This is a genomic window from Tepidimonas ignava, assembly GCF_004342625.1.
Lineage (GTDB): Bacteria > Pseudomonadota > Gammaproteobacteria > Burkholderiales > Burkholderiaceae_C > Tepidimonas > Tepidimonas ignava.
Genome location: NZ_SMAH01000012.1, coordinates 1 through 19,490, shown reverse-complemented (window position 1 = coordinate 19,490; position 19,490 = coordinate 1). Strand labels below are relative to the sequence as shown.

At 63.8% G+C, this 19,490-nt stretch carries 17 protein-coding genes and 1 CRISPR repeat array; of the genes, 13 read left to right on the top strand and 4 right to left on the bottom strand.

Going from position 1 to position 19,490, the window contains the following annotated elements; all coding sequences use genetic code 11:
- Positions 1 to 3,021, top strand: a complete 3,021-nt coding sequence (gene cas10, locus EDC36_RS09675; protein WP_132963057.1) for a type III-B CRISPR-associated protein Cas10/Cmr2 — start codon at positions 1 to 3, stop codon at positions 3,019 to 3,021.
- Entirely contained in the window at positions 3,018 to 4,169 is a 1,152-nt protein-coding gene (locus EDC36_RS09670) for a type III-B CRISPR module-associated protein Cmr3 (RefSeq protein ID WP_132963056.1), read from the top strand. Before cas10 ends, EDC36_RS09670 begins: the two co-directional genes overlap by 4 nt.
- 17 nt (positions 4,170 to 4,186) lie before the next feature.
- Here the strand turns inward: EDC36_RS09670 and EDC36_RS09665 are convergent, their stop codons facing one another.
- A complete protein-coding gene (locus EDC36_RS09665; RefSeq protein WP_132963055.1) occupies positions 4,187 to 4,582 on the bottom strand; it encodes a type II toxin-antitoxin system VapC family toxin in 396 nt (131 codons plus the stop codon).
- An 8-nt stretch (positions 4,583 to 4,590) separates the two neighbouring features.
- A complete protein-coding gene (locus EDC36_RS09660; protein ID WP_207895071.1) occupies positions 4,591 to 4,929 on the bottom strand; it encodes a type II toxin-antitoxin system Phd/YefM family antitoxin in 339 nt (112 codons plus the stop codon).
- On the opposite strand from EDC36_RS09660, the gene cmr4 reads away from it, so the two are divergent.
- A complete protein-coding gene (gene cmr4 / locus EDC36_RS09655) occupies positions 4,915 to 5,829 on the top strand; it encodes a type III-B CRISPR module RAMP protein Cmr4 (RefSeq protein WP_132963054.1) in 915 nt (304 codons plus the stop codon). The two genes, EDC36_RS09660 and cmr4, sit on opposite strands and share 15 nt — an antisense overlap.
- The gene (cmr5, locus tag EDC36_RS09650) at positions 5,822 to 6,202 is read left to right on the top strand and encodes a type III-B CRISPR module-associated protein Cmr5 (RefSeq protein ID WP_132963053.1); all 381 of its coding nucleotides are present in this window, start codon (positions 5,822 to 5,824) and stop codon (positions 6,200 to 6,202) included. Before cmr4 ends, cmr5 begins: the two co-directional genes overlap by 8 nt.
- Before the next feature lie 20 nt (positions 6,203 to 6,222).
- Here cmr5 and EDC36_RS09645 read toward each other — a convergent pair whose 3' ends face one another.
- Both EDC36_RS09645 and EDC36_RS09640 read right to left on the bottom strand, forming a co-directional pair.
- The gene (locus tag EDC36_RS09645) at positions 6,223 to 6,645 is read right to left on the bottom strand and encodes a putative toxin-antitoxin system toxin component, PIN family (protein ID WP_132963052.1); all 423 of its coding nucleotides are present in this window, start codon (positions 6,643 to 6,645) and stop codon (positions 6,223 to 6,225) included.
- Positions 6,642 to 6,860 (bottom strand): CopG family ribbon-helix-helix protein, encoded by a 219-nt coding sequence (locus EDC36_RS09640; RefSeq protein ID WP_132963051.1) that lies wholly within the window; start codon positions 6,858 to 6,860, stop codon positions 6,642 to 6,644. The genes EDC36_RS09645 and EDC36_RS09640 overlap by 4 nt, the downstream gene beginning before the upstream one ends.
- Before the next feature lie 54 nt (positions 6,861 to 6,914).
- Between EDC36_RS09640 and cmr6 the strand changes: the two genes are divergently transcribed.
- The 9 genes from cmr6 (at position 6,915) to cas2 (EDC36_RS09595) (ending at position 15,371) form a co-directional block, all read left to right on the top strand.
- On the top strand, positions 6,915 to 8,258 hold the full coding sequence (gene cmr6, locus EDC36_RS09635) for a type III-B CRISPR module RAMP protein Cmr6 (RefSeq protein WP_132963050.1): 1,344 nt from the start codon (positions 6,915 to 6,917) through the stop codon (positions 8,256 to 8,258).
- Positions 8,251 to 10,482 (top strand): CRISPR-associated ring nuclease, encoded by a 2,232-nt coding sequence (locus EDC36_RS09630; RefSeq protein ID WP_132963049.1) that lies wholly within the window; start codon positions 8,251 to 8,253, stop codon positions 10,480 to 10,482. The genes cmr6 and EDC36_RS09630 overlap by 8 nt, the downstream gene beginning before the upstream one ends.
- Positions 10,479 to 10,802, top strand: coding sequence for an STIV orfB116 family protein (locus EDC36_RS09625; RefSeq protein ID WP_132963048.1), 324 nt, complete (start codon positions 10,479 to 10,481; stop codon positions 10,800 to 10,802). The genes EDC36_RS09630 and EDC36_RS09625 overlap by 4 nt, the downstream gene beginning before the upstream one ends.
- A 14-nt stretch (positions 10,803 to 10,816) precedes the next feature.
- The gene (gene cas6, locus EDC36_RS09620) at positions 10,817 to 11,695 is read left to right on the top strand and encodes a CRISPR system precrRNA processing endoribonuclease RAMP protein Cas6 (RefSeq protein ID WP_132963047.1); all 879 of its coding nucleotides are present in this window, start codon (positions 10,817 to 10,819) and stop codon (positions 11,693 to 11,695) included.
- A 6-nt stretch (positions 11,696 to 11,701) separates the two neighbouring features.
- Entirely contained in the window at positions 11,702 to 12,871 is a 1,170-nt protein-coding gene (locus EDC36_RS09615) for a Card1-like endonuclease domain-containing protein (protein ID WP_132963046.1), read from the top strand.
- Positions 12,872 to 12,984: 113 nt separating this feature from the next.
- The gene (cas2, locus tag EDC36_RS09610) at positions 12,985 to 13,266 is read left to right on the top strand and encodes a CRISPR-associated endonuclease Cas2 (RefSeq protein ID WP_132963045.1); all 282 of its coding nucleotides are present in this window, start codon (positions 12,985 to 12,987) and stop codon (positions 13,264 to 13,266) included.
- Positions 13,267 to 13,276: 10 nt separating this feature from the next.
- Entirely contained in the window at positions 13,277 to 14,254 is a 978-nt protein-coding gene (gene cas1, locus EDC36_RS09605) for a CRISPR-associated endonuclease Cas1 (protein WP_132963044.1), read from the top strand.
- Entirely contained in the window at positions 14,251 to 15,027 is a 777-nt protein-coding gene (locus EDC36_RS09600) for a CRISPR-associated endonuclease Cas1 (protein ID WP_132963043.1), read from the top strand. Before cas1 ends, EDC36_RS09600 begins: the two co-directional genes overlap by 4 nt.
- Complete coding sequence (cas2, locus tag EDC36_RS09595; protein ID WP_165902849.1) at positions 15,024 to 15,371, top strand: CRISPR-associated endonuclease Cas2; 348 nt, start codon at positions 15,024 to 15,026, stop codon at positions 15,369 to 15,371. Before EDC36_RS09600 ends, cas2 (EDC36_RS09595) begins: the two co-directional genes overlap by 4 nt.
- A gap of 79 nt (positions 15,372 to 15,450) precedes the next feature.
- Positions 15,451 to 19,368: a CRISPR direct-repeat array (repeat unit 37 nt; unit sequence GCCCGAAACACTTCCCCGATATCGAGGGGATTAAGAC).
- Positions 19,369 to 19,490 lie beyond the last annotated feature (122 nt).

The following is a 19,490-nucleotide window of genomic DNA, read 5'->3' as shown; positions in this document are numbered from 1 at the left end:
ATGAGCAACGACTTTGTCTGGCAAACCAAACTTGCCGCCCGCCTGCACGATCCAGCTGAAAAGGCCCTGGTGCTGCTGCGCGACCCGGCCGGCCATGAAAACGGCACTTCGCGCACGCTCAAGCGGCTGCTCGGCTTCGAGCAACTTGCCGCTGACATCGATCTGGACAACGACGAAGCCGTCGTCAAAGTTCTGTTCAACAATGGCTTGCCGCTGGATATGTACCGGCACGTGCAGCGCGCCGACTGGTGGGCTGCCGCGGCCGACCGGCCGCAGTTCCCGATGCAGGCAATCACCGTCACGACCCAGGCGGGCGAGCAAAAGACCCTGGCCGTGGCCGACTGGGCGCAGGTGCGCTGGGCCAAGCACCCGGTGCTCATCCACCCGCTCACCGGGGCGCAGTTCGACCTGAGCCGGCACGGCGGCCTGACGGACACGGAGCTGGCCGATATCAAGCAACGCAGCTTCGATCATTTTTCCAGATTGGTGGCCGCGCTCGGCGCCCGTGAGGAAACCAGCGCCGATTGGCGCAAGTTGCTGCTGGCCTTTTGGCGCTTCGGCCCGGAGCTCACCGAGGAAGCAGACAACGGCAAGCTGGGGGCGCTATGGGGCCTGCTGCCCGCCGACACGCGCATTCCCGATCACTCGATCTGGGACCACCTTGATCTCACGTCGGCGTTTGCGGGGGCTTTTGCGGCCGACCCGCAGGGCGAGGTGGCGCTGTTGACCCTCTCGATTGGGCCGGTGCAGTCGTTCATCGCTGCGGCGCGCAAGATGGACGATCTATGGGCTGGTTCGCATCTGTTGTCGCGGCTGAGTTGGGAGGCCATGCGGCCACTGTGCGAGCGTCTGGGGCCCGACGCCATCCTGTTTCCGCGCCTGCGCGGCATCCCCCAGGTGGACCTGTGGCTGCGCGATGCCATGGGGCTACCGAACGACTTGTTCGCCAACAGTGACTGGATGCAGGGCGGCACCGACGCCAACCCGCTGTTTTCGGCTGCGCTGTCCAACCGCTTTGTGGCCGTGGTGCCTGCAAGCCAGGCCAGGGCGATCGCCGAGCGTTGCGCGCAAGCCACGCGCGAGTGGCTGGCCAGCCTTGGGCGCGAGGTTGTCGCACGGCTCCTGCAAGCGGCCGGCTGCGATGTGAACGCGACCACAACCCCTTATGAGCAGATGGAGGCGCAGCTTGCGGGCTTTCCAGAGGTGCACTGGGCTGCCGTTCCTTTCTCGCTGGTCAAACCGCGCAACACAGAAAAACAGACCGACCTTGATACCGCCGGCCTCACGGGCGCCATGGCGCCGTTTTTCGGGGTCGAGGACGGCCAGCCTTGTGGGTTTCTTGCGACCCCGGCGTGGCAAGTGCTGCAAAAGTCCATCGATTGGAACGATGGCACCACCTTCTTTGCCCCCAACCCCGGTGTGCTCTACCCAGCGGTGTACGACCTTGCCGAACGCGTGCTGGCGGCCGCCAAGGCGGTGCGGCCGTTTGCGCAGAACAAGCAGGAAGGCTGGCGCGATTCCATGAGCGGCGAGGCTGAATGGCTGACCACCGATCGCCAGCACCTTGCCATGCCCCCCGGCCAGCGTCAGGACACGCTCTGGAGCCGCGTGGCCAAGGCCAAACCCTCCTGGGCCAAGGAAGGCGAACACCTTGGCGCGCTTTCCGCGATCAAGCGCCTGTGGCCGACGATCTTCGCCGAGGAGGTTGGCCAAGCGCTCGCGGCTGGCGAAAAGGGAGAAAAGAAAGACATTGGCCGCTTCGTCGTCTCCACCCACACCATGGCGCTGGCGCACCAGCTCGACCAATGGTTGGAGCGCGGCGGGCATACGGTGGATGGCATGGGCGACCGGATCCAGAAGGCCGAGGCGGTGGCCTTGCCGCGTAAGCTCGTGCGCAAGCACGCGGCCAATCCGGCGCTGGCCGATGCCAAGCGCATCCCAGGTTTGCTCGAAGCCGCCGCGCGCGGCACCAACAACGATGCGCACGACTATGAACAGGCCCAACGCCTGGTCAAAACCGCCTTGGGCCGTACCCTCGACCAGGCTTCGGCGCGGCTGGAGACCTACTATGCGTTGATCATGATGGATGGCGACAAAATGGGCGCCATCCTCTCGGGTGACGACAAAACGACGATCCCGTTTTGCGAAAGCTTCCACCCCCACGTGCGCAAGGGCTTCGAGGCGAGGGCGGCAAGCCAGCCGCTCATCCGGCAGTACGGTGCTCAAAAGCGTCCCATCTCGCCCAACCGGCACCTTGCCATTTCCGGCGCGCTCAACGATTTTTCGCAAACCGTCGTGCGCCACGTGGTCGAAGAGGAACACCTTGGCCGGGTGATCTACGCCGGGGGTGATGATGTGCTGGCCATGCTGCCGGTGGCCGATTTGTTGTCCTGCATGCAGCGGCTGCGTTACGCCTACTCAGGCATCGATCCCGAGCATGAAGGTGGCGTTTGGCAGGGCTTGACGCTGCAAAACGGATTTGCCGCGCTCAAGAAGGGGCAGCAGCAGCGGGTCATGCGCATGATGGGCGAAAACGCTACCGCCTCCTGCGGCGCCATCATCGCCCACCACCAGGCGCCACTGTCGGCGGTGATGCGCGCGCTGCGCGAAGCGGAAAAACGCGCCAAGAGCGAGGGCGGGCGCGACGCCTTTTCCATCACCGTGCTCAAGCGCTCGGGTGGGGCTCTCTTCCTCACCGCCAAGTGGGGCGAACCGGTCGAGCTCCTCAAGAAATTGGTCGCGTTCCTGCGGGGGCAAGACACCTCGCGTCGCGCGGTCTATCACACGCTTGAATGGTTACGTGACCTGCCTGAACCCAAGGACAACCCAGAGATGCTGCAAAGCCTGCTTGCCTATCAACTGGCGCGGCAGTCGGGCAACGACCCGCGTGCGATGGACCTGGCCAAGCGGCTGACCGCGCTGGCCCGCGCTCAGCACAAAGACGGTCGCCAGTGGCTGGAAAACTTCCTCACCGTAGCCGAGTTCCTCGCCCGCGAGACCCGCAGTGGAGGCCAAGCATGAGCACTCTGTTCCTCGAACCCCTGGACGTGCTATTCCTGCGCGGCAACAAGCTTTTTGGCGATGCCGGCAGCTTCGGCGAGGCCTTGATTCCCCCCTGGCCATCGGTCGCGGCCGGCGCGCTGCGCAGCCGCATGCTGGCCGATGCGGGCGTGGATCTGGCTGCGTTTGCGCGCGGGCAGCTCGAGCATCCGGCGCTGGGTAGACCGTCCGCGCCGGGCCCCTTCACCGTGACCGCCTTTTACGTGGCCCGCCGCTCAGAAAATGGCCGCATCGAGCTCTTGCTGCCGCCGCCGGCCGATCTGGTCGTCGCCGAGCATGATGGCAAGCAGGTCACGGTGCGGGCACTCAAGCCGACCGCCTTGCCCACAGAGGCAGGGATTCAGTCCTCAGCGCCGTTGCCACTGTTGCCGGTGCTGACCGAAGCCGAGCGCAGCAAGCCCGCGGGCGGTTACTGGTTGAAGGAATCTGGCTGGCGCCAATACCTGCGCGGGGAAACGCCCGGCGCGCACGACCTCGTCAAGTCCGGCGAATTGTGGTCGTTCGATCACCGCGTCGGCGTCGGGTTGCAAGCCACCACCCGCCGCGCCGACGACGGCAAGCTCTTTTCCGCCCAGGCAGTGGCGCTCAAGCAGGGCGTTGGGTTCATCGCCGCGGTTCGTGGCGCCGAGCCGCCCACCTCGGGTACGGTTCGGCTCGGCGGTGATGGCCGTGCCGCTGCCCTGCATGCTGCGCAGCTCGACTGGCCCGAGCCCGACTACAACACCATCGCCCGAGAGCGCCGTTGCCGCTTGGTGCTCACGAGCCCCGGCATCTTTGAGCGCGGCTGGCTGCCCACGGGGGCTGCCGAGCCGTCCCAAAACGGCGTGCCCTTTGAGCTGCACGGTGTGCGCGGTCGCATCGTCGCTGCCGCCGTACCACGCGCCGAGGTCGTCTCCGGCTGGGACCTGGCGCAGTGGCAACCCAAGCCCGCCCATCGGGTTGCGCCCACGGGCAGCGTCTATTGGCTCGAACTCGACGGTAGCGTGACGGCGGATGCGTTGCGTCAGTGGGTCGACAACGGCCTATGGCGCGATCCTTGCGAAGACGCCGCCCGCCGCGCCGAAGGCTTCAACCGATGCATGCTCGCCGCCTGGAGCGACGGACGATGAACCGCCTCAGCACACCCTCAATCCCACAGCGTGCGGATCGGATAACGATGAATGGCCACGTCCGGCGTGACCAAGGTCATGGCGTTTTCGATCGCTTGGCAGATCAACATGCGATCAAACGGATCGCGGTGCAGCATGGGCAGCTGAAGCGTGTGGCGCAAGTCGTGTTCCAGCAGCGCAAGCGTCTTGAACCCGGACGCGGCCACTGCCTTCAACAAAAAGTCATAGGTGCCATGGCCCTCGGCGAGGATGCGGATCTTGCCACTACGCACCTTGACCAAGATCTCCCACAACGTCACCACACTGACCGCGACGTCGACGGCAGGATCGGCGATGACGTCGCGAACTTTGGGTGTCAGCCGTTGCGGCTGCGCAAGCCACCACAGCAGCGTGCAGGTGTCCAGAAGGTACATCGGCTGGGTCAAGCCTTGCAGTCAGGGTGCAGCGGGTCGTCTGGCCGGATGTCGTACCAATCCGCAAGCTCGTCCTCGCTCATTGGCGCGAAGGCATCAGGCGCGATCTCGATCATGCCCTGGGCCAGCCCGATGGGGCGGCGCGTCGCAGGCGGCGCCTGTGTCACTGGGCGCAGCTCGGCCACCGGTTTGTTGCGCCGCGCGATGACCACGGTTTCTCCACGCTCGACGGCATCCAGCAGCTCACTCATGTGGGCCTTGGCTTGATGAATGTTGACCACTGCCATTGCGTCCGGACCATGTAGATGACCAACACTGGAGGATTCTAGACCATGTTTGAGCAACACGCCGCCGTTTTCTTGTACGCCGTCAGCCCTGTGCACATGGGTGCCGGCCAAGCCATCGGCGTCATCGACAACCCCATCCAGCGCGAGCGCCACACCAGGCATCCGTGCTTTGCGGGTTCTGGCATCAAAGGCGCGGTGCGCCATGCGTGGGAGGCGCTCGGTGGCGACCAAGCCCACATCGGCCGTTTGTTCGGCCCGGAGTCTGGCAGCCCGAGCCTGCACGCCGGCGCTGTTTCCTTTGGCGACGCACAAACCGTGCTGCTGCCCATCCGCTCGATCAAGGGTGGCTACGTGTACGCCACCTGCCCGACCGCGATTGAGCGCGCGCGCCGCTTGTTGACCCTCATCAACATCAAACCACAATGGCCCGCGCTGCCAGCGGTCGCTGAAGGCCAGTGCCTGTTGGCCAACCCGGCGCTGCTGTCCGGCGAGAAGCTGCACCTGGAGGCTTTCGAATACACCGCGCGCGTTTCGCAGGAGCTGCCCAAGCTTGCCGAGGACCTTGCCAGCCGTGCGCTGCCGGACGGCGAGGCGTACGCCTTCTTTCGCGACAAGCTCAAGACCGATCTCGTGGTGCTCTCGGACACCGATTTCGCCTACTTCTCCGAGCACGCCACGCTGGTCGAGCCGCACGTGCGCATCAACGACAAAACTGGCACGGCGGACGACGGTGGCCTTTTCTACACCGAAAACCTGCCGCCCGAATCCCTGCTCGTGGCGCCGTTGCTGGCAAGCCAGACGCGCACCGGCAATGGCAAAGACAACGAACTGCCCGCCGAAGCGGTGATGGCGCAAGTCAAGACCGTCATCGATGGCAAGCTGCTGCAGCTTGGCGGCGATGCCACCACGGGGCGGGGCTTGGTGGTGGCGAAGATCGTGGAGGGACCGAACCATGGCTGACAACACAGCGACCAGCAGGAAGTTGACCCTGGAACAGCTGCGCGCGCAGGATGCCTGGAAAAAAGCCGAACAGGGCATCGCCCAACATGGCAAGGACTACGTCAACGACGCCAAAGGCTTGCCCGCGCTCATCATGAACTCGGGCCTCATGCAGGTCATGGCTTTCCTGCACGAAAAGGGCGGGCGCCACGAAACCCTCGCGCAGCACCTGCGCGATTGGCTGCATACGCAATGCCAGACACCGCGCGACTTCGAAGGCTTTATGCAACACCTGTTCGAGATGCGCGACGCCCGGCGCTTCCAGATGATCACCACCGAAGCCTTCGCCTGGCTCAAGTGGCTGCGCCAGTTGGCCAGTGCCCGTCTGGGGTGAGCGCGATGCGGCTCGCCAATTCACGCCAGGCCACGCAGCTTGAGGTAGGCCGCGCGCGGCTCCACGATCGGCATGCTTTCCACGGCACCAAGAGCGAGCAGCGCCTTGTCGCCGGTGACGAACAGGTCGGCGCCGGCGGCCAGCGCTGCGGCAAGGATGGGGGCATCGTCGGGGTCGGGGATGTCGGTTGGGAGCAGCCCGGCCGTCGCGGGCACGCAGGTCGCCGCCATGGCTTGGACATCCAAGGCGGTGTCAATGGCGGCCGGATCAAGACCGAACTTTTCACGCAGCACGCGCGCCGTCTCTTGCTGTACGGCGTCGCTGATCAACAGTGTGAGTTCGCCGCTGGCATTCAAGTCCAACACCAATGCCACCAGCTCGCGCGCAAGCCCTTTTGTGGCAAAGGCGCTGATCCAGACGTTGGTGTCGAGAAAGGTTTTCACGAAACGTCGCGAAAGACGTCTTCGTCCGTGAGATACCCTGCGCGCTCAGCCGCGGGCTCGATGAGCCGCCGCGCGCGCTCGAACCGCGCCCGGGCCATCTGCTGTCGAATGAAGCTGCGCACGAGCTCGCTTCTCGTGCGTCCAGTCTCCTGGGCCAGCCGGGTGAGCTGCACATCGAGCTTGTCATCGAGCCGGATCGTCAAAGTGGTGGACATCGCAGCCATCCCCCTCAATACGTGTAAGACATTGTAATACACAGGAGTCTCACCATGCCTGTTGCTGCTGTGCCCGCCTACCTTGGGCAAGACTTCAAAGATGCTTCGCCAGGGATGCGGTTTGGGCTTTTACTGCCGATATGGACCGACCGTGCCGATCAGGAAGCGCAGGTGCGCAAGCGGGGGCAAGCCCGAAGCCGTGAAGGTCAGGAAGTGGCGCAGCTGCTGCACCACAGCGGCATGGAAGCTACCATTGCCGCGCTTAGGGCGCGTCCACGCAGTCCTCTGCCGGGGCTTTGGGAGAAAAATGACTTTGCTGCTCGCGAGGCATGGAGCCAAGTCCGAGCACTTACCAAGCGGGATCTTGAGTACATACGGGCGCTCAACACACGTGCACGCGAAGTGGTCGGCACAATGCCCGCCATCCAGTGCCTGACCATCGATGCCACCGCCATTGCCCCCTTCACCACGGGCCTGGGCAACGAACACCCCCTGGAAAACGGCTTTTCGTTCCTGTGGCCGTATGGGCTGCCGTACCTGCCCGGCAGTGGCGTCAAAGGCGTGCTGCGTCGCGCGGCGCAGGAGTTGGCTCGCGGTGAGTGGGGCGATACGCGGGGCTGGAACCAGGCAGCCATCGACGTGCTCTTTGGAACCGAAGACAGCAACAACCCGCAACGCGGCGTGCTCAGCTTTTGGGACGTGATCCCGCAGATCAAGGGCGACAGCCTGATGGTCGAGATCATGACGCCCCACCAGTCGCACTACTACCAGCAGAAGAACGAGCGCAAAGCGGGAGACTCAACCTCGCCCCACGACTCGGGCCAGCCCAACCCGATCGCGTTTCTCACGGTGCCGCCGGGCTCCACCTTCAGCTTCCATGTGGTGTGCGATGTGCGCCGCCTCGAGCGCCTGGATGGCGCCCTGTTGGGCAACGACGGCGGCCAGCCCCGTTGGCAGACCCTGCTCGAAGCCGCCTTCGAACACGCCTTTGCGTGGCTGGGCTTTGGCGCCAAGACCGCTGTGGGCTATGGTGCGATGCGGTACGACAGGCAGGCGCGGCAGCGTGCCCTGGAGGAACAACGGCAACGTCAGGCCGAACACGAGCGCCAGCAACGGCTGGCCCAGCTCAGCCCGGCGCAACGCGCCCTTGAAGAGTTCAATGCCCGCATGCAGGCGCGGGCCAACGAGCTGCGCGGCCGCAAAACATTGGTTGGGCAGCAGGATTACCAGGCCCTGCAAAACATGGTCACGCTGGTCCAAAGTGAAAATTGGAGCCCGGCTGACCGCGCGGCGGCAGCGGATGCCGTCGAAACCTGGGGCGCCAAACTCATCAACATCGACCCCAGGGACCTGCGCAGAAGGCTGGGGCTGGCCGCGTTGCGTGGATCCCATGGCTGAAGCGACGCAACACCCACGCCACATACTGGTCGCCAGCCTTGGCGCCAGTTGGGCCGTGGTGCCCGAAGTGCTGGGCTGGCTGGCGCCCGGCTGGGTGGACCTGTACGCCCTGCATCCCCAGCGCGCGGCCCTGCAAGAGCACCACCAGCGCCAAGGCCTTGCCGAACCGCACGAGGTCTGGGTTCTGACCACCGGTGGCGGCTCGGCACGCAAGAGCGTCGATCAGCTGTGCCAATGGTGGCAAGTGTTGACCGAGCGCCTGCCTGAGCCCGAGCGCCCGCTGTTGCAGATCTGGGCTGCAGCCGACACCGATGCGCTGGCCACGGCCGAGGAGTGCCGGTGCTGGCGCGAAATGGCGCTGCGCGCTGTGCTGGCGGCGCATGAGCGCGCCGATGGCGGACAGGTCATGATCTCGCTGGCTGGCGGGCGCAAAACCATGAGCGCCGACCTGCAAGACGCTGCGCACGCCTTTGGCGCACAGGCCTTGCTGCACGTGGTGGCCGATGATGTCGCGCTACGCCAACGCGGCTGGCTTGATGCTCCGTACACCGAATGGCTGCAGCCGCTGCCAGCCGATGTGGCGGCAGCCCTCTCGCCCATCGTCGTGTCTGCCGCCGCGGGTGAGCCGGCGGTGCGCATGGGCAGCGAGGGAGCATCCCTCGCGGCCGCAGATTTCCCGCTGCCTCTCAAGGCAGGCCATGACATCGTGCAAAACACGTGGCAACCCGACGGCCGCTGGCTGCACGATGCCATTGAGCGCCGCCGCCAAGAAGCCCAGCGTTTGCTGATCGGGCAAGCGCTGGCCATGGCGCGCCAAGATCCTTACGAACCTTGGCCCGTGTTGCTGCGCTTGGATCCGGCACGCATCGACAGGCTGCGCCAACCCTTGTTGGCCTGCAGCGACGACCCACTGGCCCACCCAGGGCGCTGGCCCTTGGCTGACCTTCATCGGCACCTGGGCGGCAGCCTACCGCTTGATCAGCAGCGTGAGGTGGCGGCGTGTGTGCTCCACGTGACCGACGCGGGCACGCGCGCGTTGGCCCAACACGCTTTGCAACACGCTTGGCCGAGCTGGGTTGGCGATGGCAGCGCCCGCGCGGCCGGCGACTGGCCGCAGCGGCTGCGCGACGCCGCGGCGGCGCTGGCACAAGCTACCGGACTACCACGTGAACACGCCCGTGCTGTGATCGTGAGCCTGGTGCTGACCGAGCGCAGCCCCGAGTCGCTCGCGCGACTGCTGTGGGCTGATACCGAGCCCCGCATCGCGCTCAAGCGCCGCCACCCGTTGGGGTTTGCGGCCTACGAGCGTCCGGGGGAGCTCAGCGGCTCGGCCCTGTTGGGTCACCCCGCGGCCATCGAACCGTATGCGCGTGCCGTGGTGCGCCAGGCCTTGGACGAAGGCTTGTTGTACGTGGAGTGGCGCGCCAGCCCGCACAAGTACTGGCCGCATGACCCGGTCGGTTGGGTGCAGGCGTTCGAGCGGGCTTTGCGGGATGCAGGCGCTACCACCACCCGATTCAATGGCAGCGGGTGCCTGCGGGCTGGTCTGATCTGGATCGTCGATCGCCGTCAGCGTGACCAGTCAGCCCACGTCGTGCGCGCCGCCGTTCGGGCCAGCGAACGCTTGCCTGATTTCATGTTGGGGCTGGATCTGGCCGGCGACGAAGGTACCACCCAACCCGAGGCCTTGGCCCGCGACTTCGAACCGGCGTTGCAGGCCTGCTTGCGCATCACCATCCACGCGGGCGAAGGTGAGAGTGCCGACCGCATTTGGCAAGCCGCCTACCATTTGCACGCCGACCGCATCGGCCACGGCCTGACGCTAATCGACCACCCTCCGCTGGCGCAGCGCTTCCGCGACCGCGGCATCGCCTTGGAGCTATGCCCCACCTCCAACCGCGAGGTCGTCGGCTTCAAAGATCCAGCGGTTCCTGCCACTGCCGAGCTGGACGACTATCCGCTTGATCGCATGTTGGGCATGGGCCTGCCCCTGACCCTCAACACCGACAACCCCGCCATTTCGCGCACCACCTTGGCGGACGAGTACCGACTGGCGGCCCGCGTGACCCCCAACCTCACGGCCTGGACTGCGTTGGCCCTGTTGCGCACAGCCTACCAAAGTGCCTTCGTGTCGGCGCAGGAGCGGCTCGACCTGCAGCGCGCAGCCGCGCAGCGCTTGATGGATGTCGCCATGTGCCCCACGGCAACACCCACTATCCGATGAACCGCTACCTGCTCAACAGTCCCGTGCTCACAGACTACGGGCATTGGCACTACCAAGGCCCGTTGACTGTGGAGCAAGCTCGCGCGTTTGCGGCTGCCGGCCCCTGGCGCAGCGCGATCGGGCACGCCGCCACGGCGCAATTCCTCTCGCAGTGCCTCGGCCAGCCGGTGCCGTGCGCGCGCATCGCCGTGCACATGCAGCCCGGCGACGAAGCCTTGGTGCTGCGGCTCGAGCAGCGCCTGCCCGAAGGACAGGTGCTCGATGCCCAGGCGCTGGCGCGGTTGCCCCATAGTTTTGGCTTGCTCCGGCGCATCGCCTGAGCCGCTGCACACCCATGACCGCTCTACCCAACCCGTTTCCCGTCCAGCGCTGGCGTGTACAAGCGCGCGTGCTGCGACCCGTGCACTGGCCCGAGTACGAAGGTTCCGCCCTGCGTGGCTTATGGGGGCATGCGCTGCGCCGCATGGCCTGCGCCACAGGACTGTCCGACTGCGCGGCGTGCCCCCTGCGCACACGCTGTCCGTACATGGCCTTGTTCGAGCCAGCGCCGCCGCCCGGCAGCCGCACCTACGGGGACATGACCCCACCGTACGTCATCGAGCCGAGCGATGGCCCGCGTAGCTTGCCAGTCGGGCAGACCTTCCACTTCGACCTGGTGCTGTTCGGCGCGGCGCTCAACCATGGGCCGCTGGTGCAACAAGCCTGGAGGCAAGCGCTCAGCGCCAACATCGGCCCCGCGCGCGGCGCGATGGCGCTGGAACGTTTTGAGTGCTTGCAACCGCACGTCCAACTTGACATGGGCCCTGCGCCGGTCCGGGTGCACGTGCAGCTGCTCACCCCGCTGTTCATCAAGCGGGAAGGCCGGCCCGTGCCCGCGCGTCAATGGTCTGCAGCCGATTTTGTGTGGGCGGTGGTGCGCCGCGTGGCCGAGGTGTGCGAGCTGCACTTGCAGCACCCCACGGGGCTGGACTTCCAAGCCCTCAAATCCGCCGCGGCCCGCTTGCGCTTTGCGCACGGGCAGTGGAGCGACCACCGCTTCGAGCGCTGGAGCAACCGCCAAGGCCGCAACACCCCGTTGAGTGGCGTGGTCGGTCACGGCGTGCTGGTGGGCGACCTGGTGCCTTTTTGGCCGCTGCTGCAACTGGGCCAATGGCTGCACGCTGGCGGCAAAACCAGCTTTGGTCTAGGGCGCTACCAACTCCATCCGGTCTGAATCGCCATGAGCACCCCACCGCTGCACATCGTCATCGCCACCGGGCAAAATCAAGCCAACCTTATTCCCGCGCTGCAGTGCCGGGCCCAGGAAGTGTGGATTCTGGAAACGCCGGCCATGCAGCGCCTGCGTTCCGCCGCTCATCTGGTCACGGCCCTCAATGCGCACGGCATTGCCGCGCGCACGCTGCCTTTTGCCGACGACGACGTTACCACCTTGCACCGGCAAGCCGAGCGTATCGCGCGCGAGGTGGGCAGCCGGGCTGTCACCATCAACTTTACGGGCGGCACCAAGCCCATGACCCTGGCGCTGGTGCAAACGCTGGCCGCCGATTTGGCCACCGCGCCCGGCGCCGAGCCGCCACACCTGGTGTACTGCGACACCAAAAACCGGCGTTTGGATTGGCTGGCTCCACAGCCGCGCAGCGAGGCTATGCAACCCGTGCTGGGCATTGACGACATCTTGCTCGTGCAAGGCTACCGCCGCGTGGGTGGCACCGGCGGCCCCAACCTGGCCGGCTGGCAAGCGGCGGCGCAGGAAAGGGCAGACCTCACCCGGTGGTTGGGTGAGCACAGCGCGGAACTGGGGGGTTTTTTGGGCGCGCTCAACCACGTGGCCAACGCCGCGCGGGCCGATCCGCACCGACACAAGCCCTTTGAGCCCGAACAGCGTCTGCGCCACATTCCCAACGGCGCACCCAAGGAACTGCTGCGGCGTGCTTGCGCGCATGGCCTCATCAGCTGGGGCGGAGCCGACACCGTGCACTTCCACGACGACTCAGCGGCCCAGTACCTCGGCGGCGGCTGGGTGGAGGAGCTGGCCGCCCTCAAAATGCGCGGTCTTCGACCCAATGGTGGTTGGGAGCCCCGCCTGTGCATCGAACACGTCGACACACGCACCCGCAACGAGCTTGACGCCGTGCTCGTGCACGACAACCGCATGCTGGTGGTGGAGTGCAAAGCTGCGCGCCCTGACGATGACCTGAGCGACTGGATCTACAAGCTTGCCAAACTTGCCGAAGCGGTGGGTGGGCAAATGGCCCAAGCGATGCTGCTGTCGGCACGGGAGATGAACCAGGCCCAGCGCAACCGTGCCAAGGAGTACCGCGTTGACGTCCTGAGTGCGGGTGAACTGCGACAACTGCCCGAACGTTTGCGCCACTGGACGCAGGCGTGAGCGCACCGCTTCAACGGGGCCGTTTGCAGCTCACAAGCTTGTGAAAGCTGACAACCCGGGCTTGCCGAGGCACGATGCGCGTATCCGTCCCGTGTTCATCTGCCTTGCCTGCCATGCTGCGCCACCTGTTTCTCATTGGCTACGACATCAGCAGTCACAAGCGCCGCCGCCAAGCCCTCAAAACCGTCAAGGGCAACGCCATCGGCGGGCAAAAATCGCTGTACGAGTGCTGGCTGACCAGCGCCGAGCTGCAGCAAGCCATGCATGCCCTGCGTCGCATCATCGATCCGCAAACCGACCGGGTTGTTTTTGTGCAACTGGATCCGCGCGCCCGCGTGCACACCTTGGGCAAAGCCGTAGCCCCTCAAGACAGCGAATTTTTTTACCACGGCTGAGGGTGGCACCGTGGGCGTGCTGTACTTGGACCAAGCGGACACCGAGCTGCGCTACCGACAAGGCGCCATCGAACTGCGCCGCGACGGCACGCTGCTGCGCACACTGCCGGGTGCCTTGATCACCCGCGTGGTGCTGCGGGCCGACACGCGCCTGAGCAGTCACACCCTCGCGGCACTGGCCGACGATGGCATTGGAGTCGTCGTCTTGGGCGGCCGCAACGGCCAACGGGTCGCGCACGTGCTGGGCAAACCCCACAACGACGCCCGCATCCGCATCGCCCAGTTGCTAAACCACCAAGACCCTGCCCGAGCGGGGCACTGGTGCTCGGTGCTGGTGGGCGCCAAAGTGCGTCGGCAATGGCGGCTTCTCAGCCACGCCATCCAGCACCGCCCCGACTTGCACCTGCCGTTGACGCAGGCATGCCAAACATTGCAGTCCATCGTCAACAGCGTGCAAGCGTGCCGCGAGCCCGGCACCCTGCGTGGGCTGGAAGGGGCCGCCGCGGCTGCGTACTTCAGGGCGTACGCCCAGCTCTTCGCCGCGTCCCTGCATTTTGGTGGGCGCCAGCGGCGGCCGCCGCCCGACCCCGTCAACGCCACACTCTCCCTGGGATACACCCTGCTGTACAGCGCCGCCGTACAGGCCTGCTGGGTTGCTGGGCTGGACCCCATGGTGGGTTTTTTGCACCAACCTACGCACGGCCGTGCCTCCATGGCCAGCGATCTGATGGAGCCGTGGCGCCCAACGGTTGACGCCTGGGTGTGGGATCAATTCCGGCAACGGTACCTGCGCCCCGACCACTTTGGGCGCGACGGCGCGGGGGCGTGCCTGATGGGCAAGGCCGCCCGTGCGCACTTCTACGCCGCCTTCACCCCCGTGCAAAAAATGTGCAGTCGCGCCATGCAACGCCATGCGCGTCAGCTCGCCCGCGCGCTGTTACGAGACGCCCCGCAGTGGCCCGACGCCGCACCCACCGACGAGCCATGAGCACCAACCGTGCCCTGTACATCGAGCATGGGGTCCCCTGCGTCATCACCTTGGACCAAGGGGTTGCTTTGCGTATCGAAACGCCCCACCGCGCCCCTGCATGGTATCCCCTGCAACGTCTGGGGCGGGTGCAAAGCAGCACGCAGGCCCGCTGGCACATCGATGCCTTGTTGGCCTGTTTGCGGCAGGGTATCCCTGTCGTGTTCACAGACCGGCGTGGCCAGCCCGTTGCCTGGTGCTACGGCCCCCGCCGCCGGGAGCGCACACTAACCCAACTGCTGCGCGACGCGTTGCGCCATGCCGACTGGCCAGACTTCTGGCGCGCGTGGGTGGCGCAAATCGAGCGGGCCGAATGCGACCACTTCCAGCGTCGCCACAAGCTCCCCAACGGCCGCAACAACACGCTACAGCAATTGCACGTGCGGGCCGTCAACCATATGCAGCAGCGCTGGAAGCGTCCGCCTGGCCCATGGTTGCGTGCCACCGGCCAGGCGGTGGCCACCTTGGTCAGCGCCATTTGTTACGACGCCGTCAGCGATCACACCCTGTTGCACCATGCCCGCCCCGGCCTGCACATCCCCTCTGAATTAACGCGCTTGCTGCAGGGCCGTGTGGACGCCCTGTTGCTCAGCATCAACCCCGATGACCTGCAACAACAACCGCCCGCCGTCTTTGCCGCCAAGCTGCTGGACGCCAGGCGCCCGGAGCTGCACCGGGCATGCGCCACCATGCTGGCCGATTTGGAACACTGCCTGAGGGAGTGGACATCGTGAAAGCAAGCACCAACCAAAAAACCTGGTTGTTGGCGTACGACATCGCCAACCCCCGCCGATTACAGCACGCCTACGCCCAAGCCAAGCGCCACGGAACGCGCTTACAATACTCTGGCTATGTTGTCAGTCTAAACGATGCGCAGTTGGCGCAACTGATAGAAAAGCTGCGCACCATCATCGACGAGCGCTACGATGACATCCGGATCTACCACGTGCCGCCGCGCTGCAAGGTCTGGACCCTGGGGCGCCAAGCGTTGCCCGAAGGGGTTGAGGTCGACGCTGAGCTGGCGGCAAGGCTGCTGCTGGATGCGGTGGAAGCCACCGACACCGCGCCTGTGCCATGACCTCAGCCTTGCGATGCCCCAAAAAATCTTCAACCCCCTTGCCAAGTTCTTGTTTCGTAAAGGCTTTCCGGGCTAAGCGGCCCGAAACACTTCCCCGATATCGAGGGGATTAAGACGAAGCTCGGCCACCCAGACATAGCGGCACTCGGGCCCGAAACACTTCCCCGATATCGAGGGGATTAAGACCTTGAGGTCGGCCACAACTTCGGGTTCACGGTAAGCCCGAAACACTTCCCCGATATCGAGGGGATTAAGACGGTCGGCATCGAGGATGAACTCGAACCGCTCAGGGGCCCGAAACACTTCCCCGATATCGAGGGGATTAAGACGGATCATCGAGCGACTGATTAGTATGATTTACAGCCCGAAACACTTCCCCGATATCGAGGGGATTAAGACGACAAGAACACACTCACGCATAGCTACTCCTCAAGCCCGAAACACTTCCCCGATATCGAGGGGATTAAGACTCCTGCAAACACGCGGGAAGCAACGAACGAAATGCGGCCCGAAACACTTCCCCGATATCGAGGGGATTAAGACTTTCATCAGGTAGCCGACCGCATCGCGGGCGACGCCCGAAACACTTCCCCGATATCGAGGGGATTAAGACGCGCGACGTAGCAAGGAGCGGATGGCCGCGCAGCGCCCGAAACACTTCCCCGATATCGAGGGGATTAAGACAGCGCGACGTGGTAGTGCATCACGCCCGACTGTTGCCCGAAACACTTCCCCGATATCGAGGGGATTAAGACCCCATGCGAGAGAAGGCGCCGACAGCAGCAAGGCCCGAAACACTTCCCCGATATCGAGGGGATTAAGACGCCCCCGACTTTGCTCATGTACTTCATCAAGTAGGCCCGAAACACTTCCCCGATATCGAGGGGATTAAGACCCCGTTGCCCGCACCACACGACCGCAGGCACGGGCCCGAAACACTTCCCCGATATCGAGGGGATTAAGACGCTTGGTCGGCATCGAGGATAAACTCGAACCGCGCCCGAAACACTTCCCCGATATCGAGGGGATTAAGACTCATGTTGAGACTCCAGAGAACGAACACCGAGAGCCCGAAACACTTCCCCGATATCGAGGGGATTAAGACATGTGCACGTGCATGCCGCAGTTGCCCGTGTGCCCGAAACACTTCCCCGATATCGAGGGGATTAAGACGCTTTGTCTCGCCGCGCTCGTGGCGCTCCTTCGCCCGAAACACTTCCCCGATATCGAGGGGATTAAGACCAGCCGCGAATGTCCCGACTGGAACGCTTGAGCGCCCGAAACACTTCCCCGATATCGAGGGGATTAAGACGCGCTTTGCTTGACCGGAGCCAGCGCGATGGTGGCGCCCGAAACACTTCCCCGATATCGAGGGGATTAAGACCGGCATCCCGCGCTTTCTCGCGCTGGGTCAGGGCCCGAAACACTTCCCCGATATCGAGGGGATTAAGACTGAGCCAGCCGCGAATGTCCCGGCTGGAACGGCCCGAAACACTTCCCCGATATCGAGGGGATTAAGACACGTAACGGGAATCCACGATTCGGGAACAAGACGCCCGAAACACTTCCCCGATATCGAGGGGATTAAGACCGAACTTCCGAGGACTCGATTTCGATCTTGATCGCCCGAAACACTTCCCCGATATCGAGGGGATTAAGACCTTCGTGACGTGATTGACTTCGTGCGCGACTTCCGCCCGAAACACTTCCCCGATATCGAGGGGATTAAGACGCATCACAGCCACCCACCGATCCACATGGCCGCGCCCGAAACACTTCCCCGATATCGAGGGGATTAAGACGTAACTCAGGCGCGCCGTCAGCGTCACCTTGTGCCCGAAACACTTCCCCGATATCGAGGGGATTAAGACCCGCCCTTCCAGACACGGGTCCACTGGTTTTGGGGCCCGAAACACTTCCCCGATATCGAGGGGATTAAGACCGAGTGAAGGGGAGCGGTTGCCCGCCAATGTAGGCCGCCCGAAACACTTCCCCGATATCGAGGGGATTAAGACGCCTACGCGGGCGCATATGGTATGCCACAATGGGCCCGAAACACTTCCCCGATATCGAGGGGATTAAGACCACCAGCTCACAGCGGATCACGATGTGCTCAAGGCCCGAAACACTTCCCCGATATCGAGGGGATTAAGACCGCTGGCATCCACCAGCTCACAGCGGATCACGAGCCCGAAACACTTCCCCGATATCGAGGGGATTAAGACCCCATCAAGCAGCACCGCGGATTTTCTTCACGTAGCCCGAAACACTTCCCCGATATCGAGGGGATTAAGACTGATTTCCACCAACGTATGCAAAACCAAAGATTGCCCGAAACACTTCCCCGATATCGAGGGGATTAAGACCGAAAAGGGCGCGCATCAGCGCGCCGTTGGGGCGCCCGAAACACTTCCCCGATATCGAGCGGATTAAGACGCAAGCTTCTCGCCGCCGTTGTCAACTATGCTTCGCCCGAAACACTTCCCCGATATCGAGGGGATTAAGACGCCGTGCGCTGTACAAAATGCCGCTAGGCTCCGCCCGAAACACTTCCCCGATATCGAGGGGATTAAGACCGTCTTCGATAGACTCTGCCGGTGTTGCGCGCGGCCCGAAACACTTCCCCGATATCGAGGGGATTAAGACAGCATTACCTTGAACGATAGAATCGTACTTGATTCGCCCGAAACACTTCCCCGATATCGAGGGGATTAAGACACGAACTCGACAAACAGCCTAGGCTTGCTGGCAGAGCCCGAAACACTTCCCCGATATCGAGGGGATTAAGACGCCTTGGCGCGCATGCGCTTCATGAGCTTGAGCGCCCGAAACACTTCCCCGATATCGAGGGGATTAAGACCAGGCCGCAAGGTCGGCGTAGCGGCTGCGATACAGCCCGAAACACTTCCCCGATATCGAGGGGATTAAGACTCTGCCATTGATGTCTTTGCGCTTGGACTCCTTGAGCGCCCGAAACACTTCCCCGATATCGAGGGGATTAAGACGCTGTCCAGAGGGTTGAGTGCCGCCTTGATCACGGCCCGAAACACTTCCCCGATATCGAGGGGATTAAGACTGCCAGCGCCTCCAGCACGTCGTCGCGCGTCGGCCCGAAACACTTCCCCGATATCGAGGGGATTAAGACCTTGAATGATGATGGCCCCGTGCCCGTACACGGCCCGAAACACTTCCCCGATATCGAGGGGATTAAGACTTGTTGAGATCGCCGCCGTCTTGGCGCAGGCTGGCCCGAAACACTTCCCCGATATCGAGGGGATTAAGACGTGCATGGCATGGCATGGTGCATGGCGCATGGCAGCCCGAAACACTTCCCCGATATCGAGGGGATTAAGACGCGGTCTTTTTGAAGACGGTGACGCGAACGTCACCGCCCGAAACACTTCCCCGATATCGAGGGGATTAAGACCCTCTCTGACCGACTCAATGTGCCCGCTGTGGCGGCCCGAAACACTTCCCCGATATCGAGGGGATTAAGACTTGGGGTACTTCAACATGGGCGTCAATGACGCCCAGCCCGAAACACTTCCCCGATATCGAGGGGATTAAGACCGGATTTTCCGGAACACTGTTATGGCCCGCCTACGGCCCGAAACACTTCCCCGATATCGAGGGGATTAAGACGGTCATCTCGAACACTCCTTTCGTTACCACCAAGCCCGAAACACTTCCCCGATATCGAGGGGATTAAGACGGCGGCAACTTTCCTAAAAACTGTGACGCGAACGCCCGAAACACTTCCCCGATATCGAGGGGATTAAGACAAAGTGGACTATCTTGTATTCCGCCCCCTCAGGGGGCCCGAAACACTTCCCCGATATCGAGGGGATTAAGACTTATGAAGACTTTTCTTTTTCGTTTTCTGTCAATCCGCCCGAAACACTTCCCCGATATCGAGGGGATTAAGACATTAAACTAACAACAACAAACGCACCAAGGTACGCCCGAAACACTTCCCCGATATCGAGGGGATTAAGACACTGTGCGATTTGCGCACAAGAGTAGCTAGTCGTCCCTGAAAAATTCATTTTCACGCCGCCCTTAGCCGCAGCTGGGCAGGGTTGGCGCCACTGGACTCGGTTGGCCGCCGCTGGGCGAGCC